This window comes from Chitinophaga sp. G7 BAM 1005 (assembly GCF_057126945.1).
The window spans coordinates 167,241-185,475 of the sequence record NZ_CP181478.1 but is presented as its reverse complement, the minus strand read 5'-3'; the positions used below and the strand labels follow the sequence as shown (position 1 = coordinate 185,475).

Annotated in this window: 17 protein-coding genes and 1 tRNA gene; 9 read left to right on the top strand and 9 right to left on the bottom strand. The window is 41.8% G+C overall.

From position 1 onward, the window contains the following. The first annotated feature begins 78 nt into the window (after positions 1 to 78). On the top strand, positions 79 to 558 hold the full coding sequence (locus tag ACMXI2_RS00790) for a hypothetical protein (protein ID WP_483779843.1): 480 nt from the start codon (positions 79 to 81) through the stop codon (positions 556 to 558). A 15-nt stretch (positions 559 to 573) separates the two neighbouring features. Here the strand turns inward: ACMXI2_RS00790 and ACMXI2_RS00785 are convergent, their stop codons facing one another. The 4 genes from ACMXI2_RS00785 to ACMXI2_RS00770 form a co-directional block, all read right to left on the bottom strand. Next, positions 574 to 3,030, bottom strand: coding sequence for a TonB-dependent receptor (locus ACMXI2_RS00785; protein WP_483779842.1), 2,457 nt, complete (start codon positions 3,028 to 3,030; stop codon positions 574 to 576). Between the two features lie 74 nt (positions 3,031 to 3,104). Next, positions 3,105 to 3,461 (bottom strand): hypothetical protein, encoded by a 357-nt coding sequence (locus ACMXI2_RS00780; RefSeq protein ID WP_483779841.1) that lies wholly within the window; start codon positions 3,459 to 3,461, stop codon positions 3,105 to 3,107. Positions 3,462 to 3,504: 43 nt separating this feature from the next. Further along, the gene (locus tag ACMXI2_RS00775; protein WP_483779840.1) at positions 3,505 to 5,088 is read right to left on the bottom strand and encodes a DUF1501 domain-containing protein; all 1,584 of its coding nucleotides are present in this window, start codon (positions 5,086 to 5,088) and stop codon (positions 3,505 to 3,507) included. Between the two features lie 18 nt (positions 5,089 to 5,106). Continuing rightward, a complete protein-coding gene (locus ACMXI2_RS00770) occupies positions 5,107 to 6,741 on the bottom strand; it encodes a DUF1800 domain-containing protein (protein WP_483779839.1) in 1,635 nt (544 codons plus the stop codon). 631 nt (positions 6,742 to 7,372) lie between these two features. Here ACMXI2_RS00770 and ACMXI2_RS00765 point away from each other — a divergent pair. Further along, complete coding sequence (locus ACMXI2_RS00765) at positions 7,373 to 7,657, top strand: hypothetical protein (protein WP_483779838.1); 285 nt, start codon at positions 7,373 to 7,375, stop codon at positions 7,655 to 7,657. A 57-nt stretch (positions 7,658 to 7,714) separates the two neighbouring features. Here ACMXI2_RS00765 and ACMXI2_RS00760 read toward each other — a convergent pair whose 3' ends face one another. Beyond that, on the bottom strand, positions 7,715 to 8,893 hold the full coding sequence (locus ACMXI2_RS00760) for a thiolase family protein (RefSeq protein WP_483779837.1): 1,179 nt from the start codon (positions 8,891 to 8,893) through the stop codon (positions 7,715 to 7,717). Between the two features lie 159 nt (positions 8,894 to 9,052). Between ACMXI2_RS00760 and ACMXI2_RS00755 the strand changes: the two genes are divergently transcribed. Beyond that, positions 9,053 to 9,126: transfer RNA gene (locus ACMXI2_RS00755), tRNA-Lys, on the top strand. On the opposite strand, the gene ACMXI2_RS00750 is transcribed toward ACMXI2_RS00755, so the two are convergent. Continuing rightward, the gene (locus ACMXI2_RS00750; protein ID WP_483779836.1) at positions 9,092 to 10,639 is read right to left on the bottom strand and encodes a recombinase family protein; all 1,548 of its coding nucleotides are present in this window, start codon (positions 10,637 to 10,639) and stop codon (positions 9,092 to 9,094) included. The genes ACMXI2_RS00755 and ACMXI2_RS00750 overlap by 35 nt on opposite strands. Before the next feature lie 308 nt (positions 10,640 to 10,947). Here ACMXI2_RS00750 and ACMXI2_RS00745 point away from each other — a divergent pair, with 308 nt between their 5' ends. After that, entirely contained in the window at positions 10,948 to 11,694 is a 747-nt protein-coding gene (locus ACMXI2_RS00745; protein WP_483779835.1) for a hypothetical protein, read from the top strand. A gap of 44 nt (positions 11,695 to 11,738) precedes the next feature. Further along, positions 11,739 to 12,431, top strand: a complete 693-nt coding sequence (locus ACMXI2_RS00740; RefSeq protein ID WP_483779834.1) for a hypothetical protein — start codon at positions 11,739 to 11,741, stop codon at positions 12,429 to 12,431. Positions 12,432 to 12,598: 167 nt separating this feature from the next. On the opposite strand, the gene ACMXI2_RS00735 is transcribed toward ACMXI2_RS00740, so the two are convergent. Further along, a complete protein-coding gene (locus ACMXI2_RS00735) occupies positions 12,599 to 12,958 on the bottom strand; it encodes a response regulator (protein WP_483779833.1) in 360 nt (119 codons plus the stop codon). Between the two features lie 34 nt (positions 12,959 to 12,992). Then, positions 12,993 to 13,463 carry a hypothetical protein gene (locus ACMXI2_RS00730; protein WP_483779832.1) on the bottom strand — a complete coding sequence of 157 codons (471 nt, stop codon included), beginning with the start codon at positions 13,461 to 13,463 and terminating at the stop codon, positions 12,993 to 12,995. 183 nt (positions 13,464 to 13,646) lie between these two features. Here ACMXI2_RS00730 and ACMXI2_RS00725 point away from each other — a divergent pair, with 183 nt between their 5' ends. The 4 genes from ACMXI2_RS00725 (at position 13,647) to ACMXI2_RS00710 (ending at position 17,044) form a co-directional block, all read left to right on the top strand. Beyond that, entirely contained in the window at positions 13,647 to 13,916 is a 270-nt protein-coding gene (locus ACMXI2_RS00725) for a hypothetical protein (protein ID WP_483779831.1), read from the top strand. A 123-nt stretch (positions 13,917 to 14,039) separates the two neighbouring features. Next, positions 14,040 to 15,335 carry a hypothetical protein gene (locus ACMXI2_RS00720; protein ID WP_483779830.1) on the top strand — a complete coding sequence of 432 codons (1,296 nt, stop codon included), beginning with the start codon at positions 14,040 to 14,042 and terminating at the stop codon, positions 15,333 to 15,335. A 9-nt stretch (positions 15,336 to 15,344) separates the two neighbouring features. After that, entirely contained in the window at positions 15,345 to 15,641 is a 297-nt protein-coding gene (locus ACMXI2_RS00715; protein ID WP_483779829.1) for a polyhydroxyalkanoic acid system family protein, read from the top strand. A 32-nt stretch (positions 15,642 to 15,673) separates the two neighbouring features. Further along, the gene (locus ACMXI2_RS00710; protein WP_483779828.1) at positions 15,674 to 17,044 is read left to right on the top strand and encodes an AAA family ATPase; all 1,371 of its coding nucleotides are present in this window, start codon (positions 15,674 to 15,676) and stop codon (positions 17,042 to 17,044) included. A gap of 41 nt (positions 17,045 to 17,085) precedes the next feature. On the opposite strand, the gene ACMXI2_RS00705 is transcribed toward ACMXI2_RS00710, so the two are convergent. Continuing rightward, positions 17,086 to 18,138 carry an IS481 family transposase gene (locus ACMXI2_RS00705; RefSeq protein WP_483777119.1) on the bottom strand — a complete coding sequence of 351 codons (1,053 nt, stop codon included), beginning with the start codon at positions 18,136 to 18,138 and terminating at the stop codon, positions 17,086 to 17,088. Positions 18,139 to 18,235 lie beyond the last annotated feature (97 nt).

Genomic DNA, 18,235 nt, shown 5'->3' with positions numbered 1-18,235 from the left:
AACCTATATATATTAACCGGCGATCATGATCAGTTCCATAAAATTTAATAGCTTTATCTTTTCAAACAGCTATTCATCGTGCAAAGAACTTTATTACTGCTCCCTGTTTTAATACTGAGCTGCAAACAGCAGGCCACCCAAACCCCGCAGGAAGTTGCTTCCGCTACCGTTAACGGAACCCAGGCAGTACCAATACCCTTTACCCTTATAAGCGGAAACATAAACAGCGACAGCGCTGTGTTTGAAGCAGCCGGTATTACGGCGGCCATCGCCAATTCGGGAACAGGCATGCAAACCATTCATATTACCAGGGAAGGTAAACGGCTGATCAACTATATGCGGGCAATTGATTCTACCGCTACGGCTATGCCAGTGCCTCAGCTGATTATAACGGGAACGGATACTGTGGTTGAACTTAGTACGGTACCCGCAGCCACCCGGAACATCTTCTTCAAAATAAAAAACAACAGGGCTACCTATACCAAAACAGGAAATTCCTCAAAAGAAACGGCGCCTGACACCATAAAAAAAGACCCTGCTAACGCAGGGGCCCTTTAAAAAGAAACATTCACACTATTTGAAATCAATCGGAATTGCAAGCTTCACGCTGAAATTCCGGCCAACGTTATATACGCCTGATCTGCCGGTTACTTCATTGATGGGCGCGTATTTCAACCTGCTCAGGTGATTCTGGTAAGCCACATCTGTTAAGTTATTGACAGCGAAATGCAGAGAGAACAGCGTTTTATTTTTCTTATTCACAAAATCACTGCCTAACCCAGCGTTAAACAAGGTATAACCGGGAGTAGGCGTTTCTGTTTCATAAGCAGAAAACACATCATTCTGTGCAAAGTTCAGGTCCATTTGTACGCCTATGTAAGCATTCTGCAACGGACTTTTCCCTACCTTTTTAAATCTTCCCTTTAACTCAGACAGCCAGTGTGCCGCCGGAATATTGGGCAGGTATTTCGTAGAGTCGTTACCATTACTGGTAGTAGCCCTTACATACGAGAATGTATTCTCAAAATGGAGCCAGTCGATCGGATGAGGGTGAATATCCACCATCAGCTCTCCGCCATACAGGTTGGCATCCGTTTGCTGGTATTTAAATGCGGCATATCCCTCATCGTTATCCGTAGCGGGGATAGAGTCTGTGCCGGCAGCATTGAACAGCTTACGGGAGAAAATGAAGTTATTGATATGATTGTAAAACAGGCTGGCCGACAACGAAACGTGCCGGGTATTGAAATCCACGCCTGCATCCACTTGTGTACTTACTTCCGGTTTCAGCTCCTGGTTACCGTATTCATATTTGATGGTTCCTTCATGTACGCCGTTAGCAGATAACTCTGCGATATTTGGCGCCCGGAAACCTCTTGCTGCATTGAGTTTCAGTACTACCTGTTCGCTGGCTTCGTAGCTGAGTCCTACACTACCGGATACATTGTTGAAGTTGCGTTTGAAGGCATCAAATTTTGAGTCGCCGGTATTGGCTGGTTTGCCATCTGCATCCAGGAACAGTGATTTGGAGTTCATGGAGCGGTTATCAAAACGTAGCCCACCGCTTAGTGTGAGTTTGTTGAAGGTTTTGCTGGTTACCGCAAACGCGCCAAAGTCGAACAGATCGTATGCGGGGATCAGGAACTCTTCTCCTTTGTTCTGATTGGTTTGTTGCATCCCGTTTACACCTACGGTTGTTTGCCAGCCGTTCATTTCAGGCAGGTAATATTTCAGTGCGTAGTTGAAGGTTTGCAGGTGCAGGTATAGTTCCGGTGTGGAAGGTTCCAGCACGTTACCGAATTCGCGGCGTTGGTTCAGCTGATAGCCCAGTGTAAGACCAATACGGCCACCATTATGCAGATACAGGCTGTTGTCCCATACTATTTTCTGGTGGTTGATCTGTTGTTTGGGTACCGTCATGCTGTACGATTTATCATCGCTGCTGGTTGCGGGTACTTCTTCTTCTGTGCCGTTGTTGTTGATCAGTTTCAGGAAATCGCCGTTGCTGTCGCGGTCACCTTCTACCAGTCCGAGGTGCTGATTAAAGGAGGAAAAGCTCAGGTGAGAGTATCCCCATTGTTTATTGATACCGATGTTAGCGCCGAAGTTGGTGTTATTGAAGCGGGAATTGAATACGTAGTCGTCGTATTTATTTTTGTAGTCGTGCGCCTGTTTTTGTGTTACGAAAGCGCCCCAGCTAAAGCCGTTATTGTTACCGGCAATATCGGCGTGATAGGCCATCAGTCCGTTGTTGGTCTGATAGTTGGCTTCCACGTTGCCTTTTATTTTCCCCAAAGGCAATGGTGCAGGCGGAACAATGTTCACCACACCGGCCAATGCGTCTGATCCGTAGATGAGGGAGGCGGGACCTTTCAGCACTTCTATCCTGCTTACATTGTAGTCGTCAATTTCAATTCCGTGTTCATCGCCCCATTGCTGGCCTTCCTGGCGTACACCGTCGCCCACTACTACCACGCGGTTGTAGCCTAGTCCGCGGATAAAAGGTTTGGAGATAGCCGGACCGGTAGAGAGTTGTGTAACACCGGGCACTTTCGCAATGGCATCTATGATATTGGTAGAGATATTATCATCGAGATAGTCGCGGCGGATCACGCTGATGGGCGTAGGTGTTTTCCTGGCGGATGTTGCCAGGTTGGCGCCGGTGATCACGATTTCATTTTTTTCTATCAATGTTTCCCCGAGTTCAAAATCCCGGGTAGTAGCGCCGGAAATGGTCACGGGAGCGCTGAATGCGGCGTAACCTATATAGTGTACATCTACCACATATTTTCCTTTTGGAAGATTTTTGATGATATAATTTCCCTGTGCATCTGCAGCAGCGCCTACGCGAAGATCCGGCAGGTAAACAGTGGCGCCGGGTAACGGTGTATGGGTTAATTTATCCACCACTTTACCGGTTAATGAGTTTGAATATTCCCCTTCTTCGGGGTTAGTGCCGGCATAGGCGGCAGGTAACGCCAATAACATTACACTCCAAAGCCCGAGTATAAATACACGCAAATAATGCATATCTGAAAAATATAGAATCAGTAATAAAAAATAACCAACGTGTACAGATGGTGCACGCTGCAATAAAAATGAAGTTATACCAGCCGGGCGGGCGGCGCTCTGGGTGTAAGATTAAAGTAAGGTACGTGCGTGGTTTCCGGCAACGTAAGCGGAGAAAATACCCAGATTATTTTTTGAACCGGCGCTATATATAAAGTAGCAAATGACTCGTACGGTTCTATACCTATCTGCAGGAAATCACAGTGCCGGTGATGTCCGGATATGGTGAGCCCATCGTGTTGATGAAGGACATCTGCCGTATCGTGGTGACCGGCAAATTCGTGTATAAATTCCCTGGGGATGGTATTTATAGAAAATACACCCAGGAGAATAATCGCTAATATTTTATGCAGATAGCTCTTGTACACGGAGGCAAAGGTAGCAAAATCCATCTATTTGCAACGGCGTTGCACGAATATTAATTAAATTATAAGATCAGTTTACTTTGAGCATAGGTCTTACCTGCTGCACGGGGCCATTCTGAAAGCGGGCATAGTAAATACCATTGGGCAAACTATGCGCATCAAAAGTGAAGGTATAGGTGCCTGGAGTATGTACTTTATTGACCGGTACGCTAACGAGGCGGCCGGTGGTATCAAAGATTTGCACCAATGTGTTGCCGCTGCCGGTGATATAGGTAATGGTGGTATAGTTTGAAAATGGATTTGGAGAGTTGGTAATCAGCTTCTTATCGTCTGTGTTCAGGTCGGGTAGCCCGGTAATGGTGCCACAGGCCACGCCACTGATGAGGGGCAGGCGCTGGTAGTCTTCCCGGAGAATAGTTTTCAGCACGGTTTGGTCCACGCAAAACCATTGTTCCAGGATAGATGCGTAGATAGAGCGGAAGTCGTACTGCATGGGGATATTATCAATTACGGAGGAAGCGTCCGGCAGTGCGGGAGAATTTCCGAGCACGCCCTGGTTCACATAATCTCCAAAAATGATAATGGGAGCGGCAGCGCCGTGATCCGTCCCCATACTATAGTTTGACTTGATGCGGCGGCCGAATTCGGAGAAGGTCATGCCTACCACCCTGCGGGAGGCGTGCAATCCTTTCAGGTCGTCCATAAAGGCTTTGATGGCATCGGAAACGCCTCCCAGCAGGTTAGCATGACCGCCTTTGCTGGTATCGCCGCCTTCTGTTTGGTTGGCGTGTGTATCAAAACCGCCGGTACTCACCATGTAGAGCTTTGTTTTCAGTCCGCCGGCCACCAGGCGGGCTACTATCTTCAACTGTTCGGCGAGGCTGTTATTGGCCGGGTAAGCGCCCTGTGAGGTCACTTTTTTCGCGGCTGCGGTAATTGCCTTTTCGTAGCTGTTGGTTTGTTTGGCGATGAGGCGGATATACTCCAGTTCTTTGCCCCATTTGGTATTGGGAACGGGATCCGTTACGCCATCGATCAGGTTATAAAAATCGGTGGCGCTGGTGATGGCGATGCCCATACTCGCATTGGGTCCCTGGAAGGCGGGCGATACGATAGAACCTATCTGTACTGCCAGCGGATCGGGGTTCTCTGCATTGGGATATCCATCCGGGAAACCTACGTATTGCGTATCCAGGTAGCGGCCTGCCCAACCGGTAGTAAGCACCTCGTTGGAATTAGAGCCGGTGAGCCAGATGTCGGTGGCACGGAAATGCGAGAAGTTGGGAGAAGGGTATCCTACGCTTTGCACGATACTTACTTTTCCGTCGTTATACAATTTCTGTATCCCTGTCATGGCGGGGTGCAGGCCAGATTTAATATAATTATCAAGGCGGAGTACTTTTCCTTCCTGGATAGCGATATTGGCGCGTGCGGCCTGGTATTTACCGTATACATCCAGTGGGATGACCATGTTAAGACCATCATTACCGCCGGTCATTTGTATCATGACGAGTACATGATCATTGTCTGCCGAAGCGGTGCTTAATGCGTCCAGCATCGGTGATGAACCGAAGGCTTTAATAGAAAAGCCATTGATTAAAGTTGGCAGGATAGCAGCTGGCGCTGTATATTTCAGGAAGTCTCTTCTTTTCATAAAAAGGTTTTTCTGCTATCAGGATAATTGATATTCAGACAAGTCCATAATGTATTTATACAGGGCCTGGAGGCGGCTTTCCACATTATCTTTCAGGGTGGCATCTGTGGGCGAGGCTTTCCATGCGTTCCAGGCTTGCGTCCAGTAATAGTTGCTATCGGGGCTTTGGTCGCTCAGGAGGATCTTATTTTTCAGGAATCCTTTAACGGTATCGGAAACGCCTACACGATATAGTATGTCCAGTGAGTCGTTGACCAGTGCTACGGGGTCTTCCGGATGAGGAAGGCGGCTGGCAAAAGCGAGGGTATCAATACGGAGGCCGTTGAAACCGCCGCTGCTGACGAGGCTATCGCTAAAGCGGTTACGTTTGGGCAGTGTATCTGTATTGATCCACAGCTCATGAAACGAAGGCGCCTGGTAATATGCGTCCCATCCGGCCACCAGCGGGGGATCGCCGAAGTTTTGCAACATGGAAGCGGCCCTGTCGTGGACTACTGCCCAGCCTTTATATTGATTGGTATAATCCGTAGGGAAGGTAATGCCATATTCGCGGCAGATACCGATGCAGAAGTCGGCCGGACTTTTAATCAGGCAGGCCATGTTAAGCGGATCAAAGAAATGTTCACTGGTAAACAGTGCGTTGAGCGTGACTTTAATATCATAGCCGCTGCTGCGGAAAATATCTGCCAGTGGTGTAATTACATTCTGTTCTGTAGCTGCATCAATATCATAATATACAAAGAAGCGGTATAGTTTACGGCAGATAAATTTTGCCACTTCTGGTTGCAGGAAGATGATCGACAGGAGTTCGTCCAGCTCTTTAGCGCCGTCCTGGCCTGTTTTACCGGAGATTACTTTATTGAGATAGAATCCAGAAAATTCTTTATTGGTAAGATCGTGTTGTGTGGTATCGAATAAGCTGACGATGTTGGTTCTATCTACCCGGAAGCCGGTGAGTACGCGTGCGGTAGCTCTTACATCATCTTCTGTATAATGGGAATCGGGGCCTTTTCCTACTGTAAAAAGTTCGTGCAGTTCTCTTGCATAGTTTTCATCGGCGGCGCCTTTGGAGTTGAGGTATCCGTTGAGATACACCAGCATGGCGGGATCCAGCGTTATTGCTTTGGTAAGGTCTTTAAAGTTCCCGAGGGCATGTTTACGCAGGGTGAGATTATATTGGTAGATAAAGCGGCTGTCGCCTACCATACCTGTTTCTGTAACGAAATGATTGTGCCAGAAGAGCACCATTTTTTCGTGTATGCTTGACTGTTGGTTAATCATTTGACCTGTCCACCATGCCTTATAGGAGGCGATTCTTTTTCTTTCCAGCATTTCATCACCGAGCGGGGCTTTTACCCATGTGGCGCCGGGAGTAACGCCGGTATCATCGATGCCGTAATTGTTGACGGGAGGCGCGGGGTCCGGTTGTGCGGTGAGCAAGGTATCTACTGCCTGCTGCATATTCAGGCTGTTGAAGGCATTGATGTTTGCGGGTGTAACCCCGAACAGGGTGCGTTTCAGCAGGTGAATGCGTTGTAACGTATCCCAGGCACCGGTATACGGCGTAATGCCGGTGGCGGTACGGGCGATAGCGGTGGTAGTCCGCGGTTGCTGGCGGTCAGGTGATAAGGTTAGGAATTGTCTGCGATCCATAAGGCGATATGGTTGATGGCTTAGGGGCCGATTATAGCGCCAAATTAACAAAAAGTTTAATCTAATTAAAAAGAAAGTGATATTATCTTAATAAGAAGTATCAGAATGATATTTTTTATATCATATTGATATATAAATTATCATTTTAACAATATATATTCATTTTAAGATCAATCATTTATAAAATAATTTATTTGTTTGCTGCGCTAAAATCCATTACATTTGAAAAGTGTATGTAGCCAAAAGAGAGCTGCCCGTTCCTCGAAAGAAAGACAGCTCCTTTGGTTTTTGTCTTACAAACAAAAAAAATTTACGATGGATTTTTTCAGGGATCCGGCGGTTGGCCGGTTGTTACATCAATTAGTTTTCCCTTCCCCTCATCTTCCTTCTTCTTCATCTATCTATTTTAACAGCTGTTAGTATCCGCTATTAAAATGATTGCATCTCCACCACTTTTTTACCGGCGCGCCGGTAACGGGTGTTTTATGTTCATAATGAAAATCTATTTATCAAAAATTCGCTGCTCATCTCAATTCAACACTATTAGGATCAGTGATTTATACATTATGATACAAATATAGTCAATAATTGTTACAGTGGCACATTTTTGTAACATTTTTAAATTTACCCAATGAACTTATACAATAAACGGGTTATCAAAATAATCCGTAAATCGCTAAAACTAACCCAACAGGAAATGAGCAATTTGTTGGGAGTATCCCGCGCCTGCTTTGTTACTTACGAAAATGGAAGATCAAAAGGAAAGCGTAATTTTTTTTATGAGAGAATGATGACGGAATTTGGTATTGATCTGCGACAGCCGGAGGATTTGCGTCGTATAATGTTTACAGACACCAGTAAGATTTCGCAGCCGGTATATCAATATTTGAGTGAGCTGGAAATAAAAGGGGAATAAAAAAAGAAAGGAGCCAATGGCTCCTTTTTTAGTATAAAGGTGAGTTGACCGGTATTATCAGTTGATGTTTTCAATGATACCTGCAATGCCTTGTCCGCCGCCAACACAGGCCGTAACAACGCCATATTTTTTATTCAGTCTTTTTAAATCGCCTAATAACTGCACCGTTAATTTTGCACCGGTACATCCCAGCGGATGTCCTAATGCAATAGCGCCGCCATTGATATTAACGATATCCGGATTGATGCCCAGCTCGCGGATAACCGCAATAGACTGCGAAGCAAATGCTTCATTCAATTCAACCAGGTCGATATCCTGCAGCGATTTCCCGGTACGCTGTAACACCTTTGGTATGGCAGCTACAGGCCCTACTCCCATGATACGGGGATGCACCCCCGCAGAAACACAACCTACCAAACGCCCGATAGGCTTCAATCCCAACTCATTCACCATCCGCTCGCTCATCACCACTACAAAGGCGGCGCCGTCGGAAGTTTGTGAAGAGTTGCCCGCTGTAACGGAACCACCGGCGGCGAAAACAGGTTTTAACTTTGCCAACGCCTCCAGTGAAGTATCTGCACGCGGTCCTTCATCAGTATCCACGATGTAGGAACGTTTCTGTTTCTTTCCCTTCTCATCAACATATACTTCTTCAACAGACACCGGAAGGATGCCCGGTTTGAAATAACCGTTCTGAATAGCGTTCAACGCTTTCTGATGTGATTTATAAGAGAACTCATCCTGGTCCTGGCGGCTTACCTTGAATTCATTAGCCACTGCTTCAGCGGTGAGTCCCATGCCAATATAATAATCGGGATTGGTGCTGGCCACGGTATAGTTGGGTACTGTTTTCCAACCTGCTACCGGCACCAGGCTCATACTTTCTGTACCGCCGGCAATAATACAATCGGCCATACCGGTTTGTATTTTAGCGGTGGCAATAGCAATTGTTTCCAGGCCGGAGGCGCAATAGCGGTTCACCGTCATTCCCGGCACATCAATACCTAAAGCCCGTACAGAGATCATACGGCCAATCTGTAAACCCTGTTCTGCTTCCGGTACCGCATTTCCTACAATCAGATCATCTACCCGCTTAGGATCCAGCTGGGGCAAGGATTTCAGCAATCCGGTAATTACGTCTACAGCCAGATCATCTGGTCTGTAAAAGCGAAAACCGCCTCTTTTGGATTTTCCCACCGCGGTGCGGTATCCGGCTACTATGTACGCTTCTTGCATGAAAAAAAAATTTTATAATGAGCTAACGGTTAGATTATCAACATAAAGGGTATTTATCCACATTTCGTCCTTATTATCAAATTTAATTAAATAAAGTACACAAATATTCAGAAGATCCGTTAAATTTGCGCTCACGTTTTTTAACAAAGACGGTGGAAAGACTCCCTAGCTCAGTTGGTTAGAGCTACTGACTCTTAATCAGTAGGTCCTGGGTTCGAGCCCCAGGGGGGTCACCTTAAAGGACATTTCGGTATTATTACTGGAATGTCCTTTTTTTATTTCCCCGAAAGCCTCGTCCAGACTACATATTAAACGAACGGCTTCATTGATACGGGGAGTTCGATAATTGAAACCGTCAAAAGTCAATTTTTCCGGATAGATCGAACTCACGATCAAACGCTTTTCTATTACCGTTCCATTTTCATACAAGCAATCAAGTCTGGAAACGTTATCCACGGCCTTATTAATCAAGTCGTCAATCTTATTCGAGGGTGTTGAGCAATTCAATACTTGTGCCTCTAAGGAATTTATTTCGGGTTGATATTCTGCTTTTATTTCGCGGTATTCAGCAGGTGTAATTTCTTCCTTTAACATCAGGCGCCTTGCTTTCGCAAGCTGTTTGTTTAATTCTTCCAGTCGCTCTAACATCAACCTGCGACCATTCATGTGGTCTTTAGTCTTGCTGTTATACTCACTGATAATCGCTGATTTATATATCTCTATCATACCGGGATGCGGAACCATCTTCTTCAACTCCACAATAAATAGCTTGTTGACCGCATCGGTTCTAAATCGGCTACCACAAGAGGAGGAACAATGATAGTAATGATAGTATCTGTATTTTCCTTTTGATGCACTGCCGGTTAGTACCCTTCCACAGCGGGGACATACAAGGAAACCACGGAGCGGCAAATTTTCATCTACCTCAATTTGTACCCGCTGTTTCTTTTTTCTACCGTCTAACACATCTTGTACTTCATAATAAAGTGCATCTGAAATGATTGGTTCATGTTGTCCTTTCACAAAATGCGCTTCTTCCTCTTTGTACTTGGGGATTAAGATCTTCCCACAATAGACAGGGTTGCGTACAAGCACCCAAAAGCCGTTCTTACATATAGTCAGCCCTTTTGTTTTTGCTTGTTTCCAAACTTGCTCTGTAGTAAATATCCCTTTAGCCAATGTTTCAAATACCCATTGGATAATTTCAGCGTGTGGATTTTTAGGAGTGATATATTTCTGGCCTACTTCTGTAACCTTGTTGGTATAGCCAAAGGGCGCTGTTCCCATCCATCTTCCTTCCTTCTTTGCGCGGCGCATACCGGAAAAGGTATTTAATGCTCTGCGATCATTTTCCACTTCAGGTGCCGCCAGATAAAACGCCAGCATCATTTTGTTTTCTGGAACAGACAAATCTAAAGGCTGTTCAATGGCCTGCGGTTCAACGCCTGTTTTCCTTAACAAGCTAATCATCTGGTATGCGTCACCGGCGTTCCTACTGAACCTATCCCATTTTGTAAATAAGATGAGGTCTGTTTGCCCTCTATGCTTACGCAAATCAGCCAGTAGCTTCTGCCATTCAGGACGATTAAATGTTTTGGCAGAATGGTCCTCGTAGATAATCCTGCGTACCTGAATAGCATTCAATTCGCAGTACTTGCGAAGCATCTCTTCCTGACTACGTTGGCTATACCCCTTCTCCGCCTGTTCGTCTGTACTCACCCGAATGTATAAGTCTGCTGTTTTCATCCCGTAAACATTGAGCTACAGCGATTTCCGCCATAGTGTAAACAAATTCTAAGATCAATACGGCCTGTTCCCTGCTTACCTGTAAACCATGCCTTTGCAGTATCTCTACTGCCGTGTCCGGCTTCATTCTTTCCATAACCCACCTTCATTTTCACGTTACCAATCAGCACAATTCCCTTACGGGCACGGCTAGGAATACTAATTTAATAAAAGTTTTGATAAGACACACATTTTGGTAAAACTTTTTTGTAACTTTGACTCAAAAACAAGCTGCAAATCTGTTAATTATTATATTAAACATTTAAGCAATGGACAATATCTTCATTTCCCATACATGTAATATCCTAGGAGAAACCAATAGCGGTCTGACTGGAAGGGAGATAGCAAACTATTTTACTGAATATTCTATTCAATTTGGCAGAAAAGTAGAGTTCTCTGATCCTTCACTCACAAGAGATGGACAAATAATTACAAAGAGAGACGCATTAAAAACCAACCTGCTAGCCTTTAAAGACAATGAAAAATATTTTATAATCAATGACCTTTGTAGCAAACTAAAGTTCATTCATAAAGAGGAAGTAAAAAAGCTACAGATAAAACTAGTAAAAGACTATTCTCATTTGGGTGACATTCTATCAGAAGATGAAAAACTGGACATTGAAATAATAAATCAAACCAAACATTGGCTTGAAGATTTCTCTGGAGCACTAAAGCTTTATACACAGGCGATAGAGAATTTCAAATTAAAGGCTTTTGAGAGAAATGTTTTGGATGATTTAAGACTCGCCTTAGAAATTTTATTAAAGGAAATATTCGATAATACCAAGTCGTTAGAAAATCAACTGCCAAATATCGGGACTCTAATTACTAAAGCAGGAGGCAGTAAAGAGTATACCAATATGTTCGTAAAACTAATAGAATATTATACACAATATCAAAACACTTATATTAAACATAATGATAAAGTTAAATCTTCCGAAATGGAGTTTATGATCGAAATAACCTCCTTATTTATGAAAAACATAATCAAATCTCACAAAAGAACCGATTTATAGAGGTCTATTATCAATAAAGAAGATAAAACACCTTTCAAAAATTCATGCCAACAGACAATAAAACATATAAAGTCACTTATAAACCGTATTTCAACGAACGGATTAAGCCGGTCCCGTTTCATGGCAAGGATGTTCATCCCTTGTACATGCAGGTTACCTTTGACCGGAAATCTATATTCTTTAAAAGCTACTACTTTGATCTATACTCCCGTCCCAAATACGCGGAACTGGAGACAAGTATAGAACAGATCAAGGAACAAGAAAGCCGTCTGATCGAGTACATCGTAGATAAAAATACTGATACCTTCTCACTTGAACAGTTTGCCCAAGAATACAAATATTTATCTACTGACCTGTTAGAGCCAATGGACGAACGTTTCAAGGACTACCTTGTAGACTTCTTTATGGATGAAGGTATTCCCAGATATGCCGGAATAGTAAGAGCCATATATGATAGCTTAACAGCTACGCAAATAGTTGAGACTTTTAAAACAAGCTTCAAACCCGAGCTGTATGATAAAATGATTGAACATGCTATCTACTACGCTCCTCCGTATATTCCCTTAGTGGCCTTTGTCCGGCAACAGCATCCTAAAGGTTTAATCAGCTTTCCAATTTTTGAATGGAACCAGTTGGGGACAGCAGCGGCGTTGGAGAATTTTTTATCCGCTTCGTTTCCCGAATACGGGATAGCCGAGGTAAAAAAGAGCATAGGACGATATATAGAACGTATATAGCCCTTCCCACGGAGGCTCAGCCAATAATGCGCAACCAATACATCATTCAACGCCTATTGGCTTGAGCCTCTATGGACAACAGGGCATTACTTCCCCCGCATTTATAATACAATAGATTATTAGCCCAAAAATCTATTCAATATGTCAAAGAACTTTACTCACTCCATTTACGGGAATAGCTGTTTTAGTAAACCCTCAAGCCTGCTCTTGCTCACGGGTTTAATCACGCATCCTACAACTCCCATATCCCAAATATTCACCTTTCTATCAATCAATAAATCTGCTGTTATTACGATCAATGGTATGTGACGTAACCGATGATCAGCTTTCAATAACTTCAATAGGGTTTCACCGTCCATATCGGGCATTCCCATATCCATCATAATAAAAGATGGAAGCACCTTATGCGCCATTGTCCAGCCTTCCGAACCAGTTCCGACTATGTGTAACGTTACGCCAAGATCACCCATGTAGAGCGTCATTAGTCGCTGTTCTATCAAATTATCTTCAATATAAAGTGCTTCCATTGTGGTTGGTTTTCACATATGGGATGCAATCAAATCACCAATTGGGCCTACGATATTTATCACAGTCGCTCGCAATACTTTTAATCACTTCTTCAAAAATCTCTGCAATCTTTTCCTTTTCAGCATTGCTCAAACCTGTAATCAACCTTTGTTTACGGTAAAAAGTAGGTGTACTCCATGCACATTCCTCCTCTATCTTCTCACGGAAGGAGCAGGGCAATGCAATCAATTTTAAATAAATTTCACTTAGTAAATTATCCGGTGGTCCTATCATCCTGTTCATAAAGAAAGGGGGGTTATTGTTAGGTAATAGTTGACCACTGCGCACAAAAATAGCGCAGAACTCAACTTGCGGTACCTGTACGCCTTCGGAAGCCCAGGTAACCAACAAGCGAGCCTGCGCCATAAGGTGCAGGCACCGCCCTACTCTATTCCCGGGCTTCCGAAGGCGTACGGGAATGAGAACGATGGCAATGCGGATAATTTCATTTACGAAGACCCGCAAAGCTAATAATTTTATTAATTATGCCTAAAACAGTGTTTCAGGCCCTATAACACTACAAAGATAAGGAACATTTCAAATGAAATGCGACTAATGATAATCAATTTGATAATTAAAATTAAACAAATTGATTATCATTAGTAATCATTTCATTATGCTTTAGAACTTTTTTGCTACTTTAAATATATGGCAAAGGATAAACGATATAATGCAATCAAGGAATTGATAGAACGCGGTGGCATCACGGATTTCAACAAAATCTTTGATATCATGCCACCGTCAACGATGGCGAGGCACCTGGGGATTAACTATAATAATTTTACGAAAAGGCAGGCTGATTGTAGCCGGTTTACGGTGAAGGAGATAATGAAGATGGCGGAGTTGATTGGGGTGGATGATTTGGTGGTGGCGAATTTAATAATAGCTAAAAGCAAATCACAAAAAAGTAAAAAATAACCAATTGCAGATTGTCTAATTGAATGCTACAAGCTCCCAATAACTCCACCAAAAAAGCAATACCGATGCTATTGCATCGATTATAAAATAGAATATCTACTATAACCTCTAAATTCTCTAACCTTGAAATCAACCAAAACAAGACTTACAAATCTGAAATCAAAAGTAAACGAGCAATTGCCTGATGGAGATGATATATTCAACTTCCCAGGAATCTCAAAGGCACTAATTATTGATGTTCTTACTGATTGCTACAATATAGTTGTAGCATTAGATGATCATGAAAAAGCGTTCGAGGCAATTTTATTAGAACGAAGCTCATCCCAATATTTTGACAGAGCATCAAAATTATTAAAAGAAGACTTTGCAGTAAAAAAGGATGAATTCAATCATTTTCTAGATTGCATTGCCAAGTTCCACTTTAGGATCAAAGAAACTTATATAACTCTGGTAAAAGAGCCAATTAAAACAGATGTCGAAATCCAAAAGGCAAAAGCTGAATTAATTGAATTAGAATCACTTGTCGAAAAACAAAAAGAATTCAATACAAGCATTACTGAAATTCATTCTAACACTCAAAATTTATATAAGGAATTAGAGGACAAATATGAAAATGCTGAGGCAAGAGAGAAGACCATACTGGAAGACCTAGAAGTAATTGATAAACAAAAATCAGCGGCGGAACTCGCGGCTCAACAGATTCCGACTTGGGAAGAAAACATACAAGCCATCAAAGAAGATATTTCAGAGAAATCAGTCGAGTACAAAGAGATGGCAAAAAAAATCGAATTACTCCAGCAAGCCAACCAATCACTTTCAGAAAAATCGGAAAAATCTTTGAGCGAGTTAACCTCACAGCTAGATAAAAATAGCGAGTTTCAGGAGGAAATACAAAAAACAATTGAAGATGCTAATCGACACGGAATGGCAGGATCATTTAAAAAAAGAAAGGATGAGTTAAGATACTCGTTAATCCTCTGGGGGATAGCTACTTTTCTTTCTATTGGCTTATTAATTGGCCTCTCATACCATGTATTACTTGAACTTAAAAAAGAGGATTTAGAACTGACTAGGGTTATCGTCCGCTTGCCAATATTCGCATCCTGTGTATGGCTCGGATGGTTCTGTGCAAAACAATATGGCTTTACAAGTCGGATAATGGAAGATTATTCATATAAATATGCTGTATCAATGGCATTTGAAGGATACAGGAAGGCAACGAAAGAAATCGACGCCGATTTACAATTAAAACTGTTAGAAATGACTATTCTGAATATCTCGAATAGCCCATTGAACATATATGAAACGTCCAATAATCATGGTACTCCACTGCATGAAATTTTTAAAGACTTTCCAAAAAAAATCACCGCCAAACAAAAAATTGCTAGCAGTGAATTTGAAACTGAAATAGAAAAATGATATTTTCCAATGAAAATCACCACTTCACATTCACTCCCAATTGAGGTTATATTGAAAAAATTACAGACCTACATTACAGAGGAAAAGAAAATCTATCACCAAGAAATAACCAACTTAAAAGAACTATGGGATGGTAACTCAGTAAATTATGCTTTTAAAATTAAAAACACGATCCCTATATCCGGATATATTGAAGTCCAAAACTCAAAAATTATAGCCTTCATAAAATTACCACTAGTCATATGGCCTCTTAAAACTAAGATAGAATCTATAGTTACTCAACGACTAAAGCAAATTGCTCACTAGGCTATATTTAGTATACATTTAAAATGCCATTAATGATAGAAAAAATTATTGAAATTTCGAATATTGGACATTTTGTCAATTATAAACTCAAGGGAACTAACGAGTGGAATGGCCAACTTAGAAAAGTTAATATTATATACGCTCCAAACGGTTCGGGTAAGACTACGCTTTCCACAATCCTGAAATCGTTAGCATTGAATGATACAGATCTAATAAAGCTCAAAAAAACTTTTGGTACAACAACATCTCCTATTGTAAAAATTAAGACATACAACAGTAATAGTCTAATAACTCTAACCGATTTTAAATGGAACTCTAGTAACTTAAACATTGAGGTCTTTGATATAAACTACATCGAAGATTATTTATTTGCTGGATCATTTAGTCGGAAACAAAATAAGACTAATTTATTCAAGCTTTTACTAGGCATTAAAGGGCAGGAATTTAGAGATAAGATGCGCTCAATAATCAATAAAAAAGATCAGCTAAAGAAAATTTCTAAAAACAATCAAAACGACACATTTAAAGACCAATCTGACCTAGACAAAATAATGACCGAGTTTTACAATTATGCAAACCCAATCTTCGAAAAGCATATTGAGTTAGTGAATAAGTATTTGTCTAAATTCACTTCATACATTAGTTTAAGCGAGTTCTCCTACTTAAAAAACACAACTGATTTTGAAAGGTTTAGAATATTTCCAGTCTTTGAAGTATATGAAGAACAAGTGGTATTTTCAAATCCTGATATAACAGGTAAATTTGGAAATGCAAGATACTCAATGAGTGAAGGAGACAAAAGTACCATCGCCTTATGCTTTTTTCTTGCACGGTTGGAAATATTAGGCATCTCTGATAAAATAGTTGTATTTGATGACCCCCTATCTAGTTTTGATTATTCAAGACGTAATGCAACAATTACTCAACTGGCTAAAATTGCTAATTCAGCAGTACAGCTCATATTATTAACTCATGACTTACCATTTGCAGCTGACTTCTCAGATAAATGCTCATTTATTGATCAAGTTACCTTAAAGATTGAAAACAACGGACAGACCAGTTCTCTCGCCGGCTATGATATTAACTCTGAATTTTTAACCAGTACGCAAAAGGATATCGAAATAATAAAAAAATTCATTATTGGTGGCACCTCATCCGAAGCTGACAAACGAGAAGTAATCAGATGCATTAGACCTGTCCTTGAAGGTGTTTTTAAGTCCAAATATTTTGATATAATCCCTAACAATAAATGGCTAGGCGACATTATTGAGCTCATCAAAAAAAATGGTAGCGAAGGTCGGCTCCAGCACCTTAATAAGATAGTGGAAGATGTTATAGAGCTCAACGACTACACGAAAGAATTCCATCACGCATCTGGAAATAATAGAAATACTAATATGTAATAGCTACTACTTGATCTGACAGTACAGGGATTTTTTGTTGGTTAAGTAGTAGCTAAAGTTAACTCATTTATTTGTTTCTCTCTAGCCAGGTGTTTACTTGCAAGAAAAGTCTCCATGGGAGTTTTTCCATAACAATATTTTCCGCTGTGAGGTCTTTGATTATTGTAATATTCAAGCCATTCATCCAGATCAGCTTGTAGTTCTTCTAATGTTGTATAAAGACGTTTACGGAAGGCTACTACGTAAAATTCCTCTTTAATAGTCCGATTAAGCCTTTCGCATATGCCATTGGACTGAGGGCTTCGAACTTGGGTTTTAGTGTGTTCTATGCCCTCAATAGTTAAATACAGTTCATATTCATGATGTTCGTACTTCCCTTTATACTCGGATCCCCTATCCGTTAAAATACGCATCATTGGTACTTGCTGTTCCTCAAAAAATGGGAGAACCCGATCATTAAGTAGATCCGCAGCAGTAATAGCGTTTTTACGATCATAAACCTTGGCAAAAGCAATCCGGGAGTAGGTATCAATAAAGGCTTGCTGGTAGATTCTTCCAACTCCTTTGATGTTACCGACATAGTAAGTGTCCTGTGCTCCAAGGTAACCTGGATGTTCTGTTTCAATTTCGCCAAAGGCTTCCCGTTTCTCTTTCTTGCGCTCAATGGCCATCATCTGAGCTTCAGTAAGAATTACTCCATCCTGAGCTACTTTGACTTCCAGAGAATGTAGTCTTTTTTCAAATATCTCTAAATCATGTCTTTGCCACACACTCCGTACGCCTCCGGCGGAGATAAAAATTCCCTGCTTTCTTAATTCATTACTTACCCGTTGTTGACCAAAGGCAGGGTACTCGAAAGCGAGCTTAACTACAGCATCTTCAACTATAGGCTCAACCCGATTCTTCAATATCGGCTTGGATCTGCTAATCTCCTGTAGGGCTGTTTCTCCTCCAGTATCGTATAATTCCTTAATCCTGTAAAAGCTATCCCGGCTATAACCCATTACTTTGCAAGCTTGGGATACGTTACCCAAATTTTCTGCTAATTTGAGTAATCCTAATTTGGTTTTAATTAACTTGTCATTACTTTTCATTTCTGACAGTTTTAGGGGGATTAATTAATAAGTGTGGTTACTTAAAGTTAATCCCTTACTGTCAGATTAAGTCGTGACTATTTCAACTAATATTGAT

Excerpts from the sequence above, each read along its gene's own strand:
- ACMXI2_RS00765 (WP_483779838.1), top strand. The coding sequence starts at position 7,373 with ATGAACTTATACAATAAACGGGTTATCAAAATAATCCGTAAATCGCTA.
- ACMXI2_RS00750 (WP_483779836.1), bottom strand. The coding sequence starts at position 10,639 with ATGAAAACAGCAGACTTATACATTCGGGTGAGTACAGACGAACAGGCG.
- ACMXI2_RS00725 (WP_483779831.1), top strand. The coding sequence starts at position 13,647 with ATGGCAAAGGATAAACGATATAATGCAATCAAGGAATTGATAGAACGC.
- ACMXI2_RS00785 (WP_483779842.1), bottom strand. The coding sequence starts at position 3,030 with ATGCATTATTTGCGTGTATTTATACTCGGGCTTTGGAGTGTAATGTTA.
- ACMXI2_RS00775 (WP_483779840.1), bottom strand. The coding sequence starts at position 5,088 with ATGAAAAGAAGAGACTTCCTGAAATATACAGCGCCAGCTGCTATCCTG.
- ACMXI2_RS00740 (WP_483779834.1), top strand. The coding sequence starts at position 11,739 with ATGCCAACAGACAATAAAACATATAAAGTCACTTATAAACCGTATTTC.
- ACMXI2_RS00780 (WP_483779841.1), bottom strand. The coding sequence starts at position 3,461 with ATGGATTTTGCTACCTTTGCCTCCGTGTACAAGAGCTATCTGCATAAA.
- ACMXI2_RS00745 (WP_483779835.1), top strand. The coding sequence starts at position 10,948 with ATGGACAATATCTTCATTTCCCATACATGTAATATCCTAGGAGAAACC.
- ACMXI2_RS00770 (WP_483779839.1), bottom strand. The coding sequence starts at position 6,741 with ATGGATCGCAGACAATTCCTAACCTTATCACCTGACCGCCAGCAACCG.
- ACMXI2_RS00735 (WP_483779833.1), bottom strand. The coding sequence starts at position 12,958 with ATGGAAGCACTTTATATTGAAGATAATTTGATAGAACAGCGACTAATG.
- ACMXI2_RS00715 (WP_483779829.1), top strand. The coding sequence starts at position 15,345 with ATGAAAATCACCACTTCACATTCACTCCCAATTGAGGTTATATTGAAA.
- ACMXI2_RS00710 (WP_483779828.1), top strand. The coding sequence starts at position 15,674 with ATGATAGAAAAAATTATTGAAATTTCGAATATTGGACATTTTGTCAAT.
- ACMXI2_RS00760 (WP_483779837.1), bottom strand. The coding sequence starts at position 8,893 with ATGCAAGAAGCGTACATAGTAGCCGGATACCGCACCGCGGTGGGAAAA.
- ACMXI2_RS00705 (WP_483777119.1), bottom strand. The coding sequence starts at position 18,138 with ATGAAAAGTAATGACAAGTTAATTAAAACCAAATTAGGATTACTCAAA.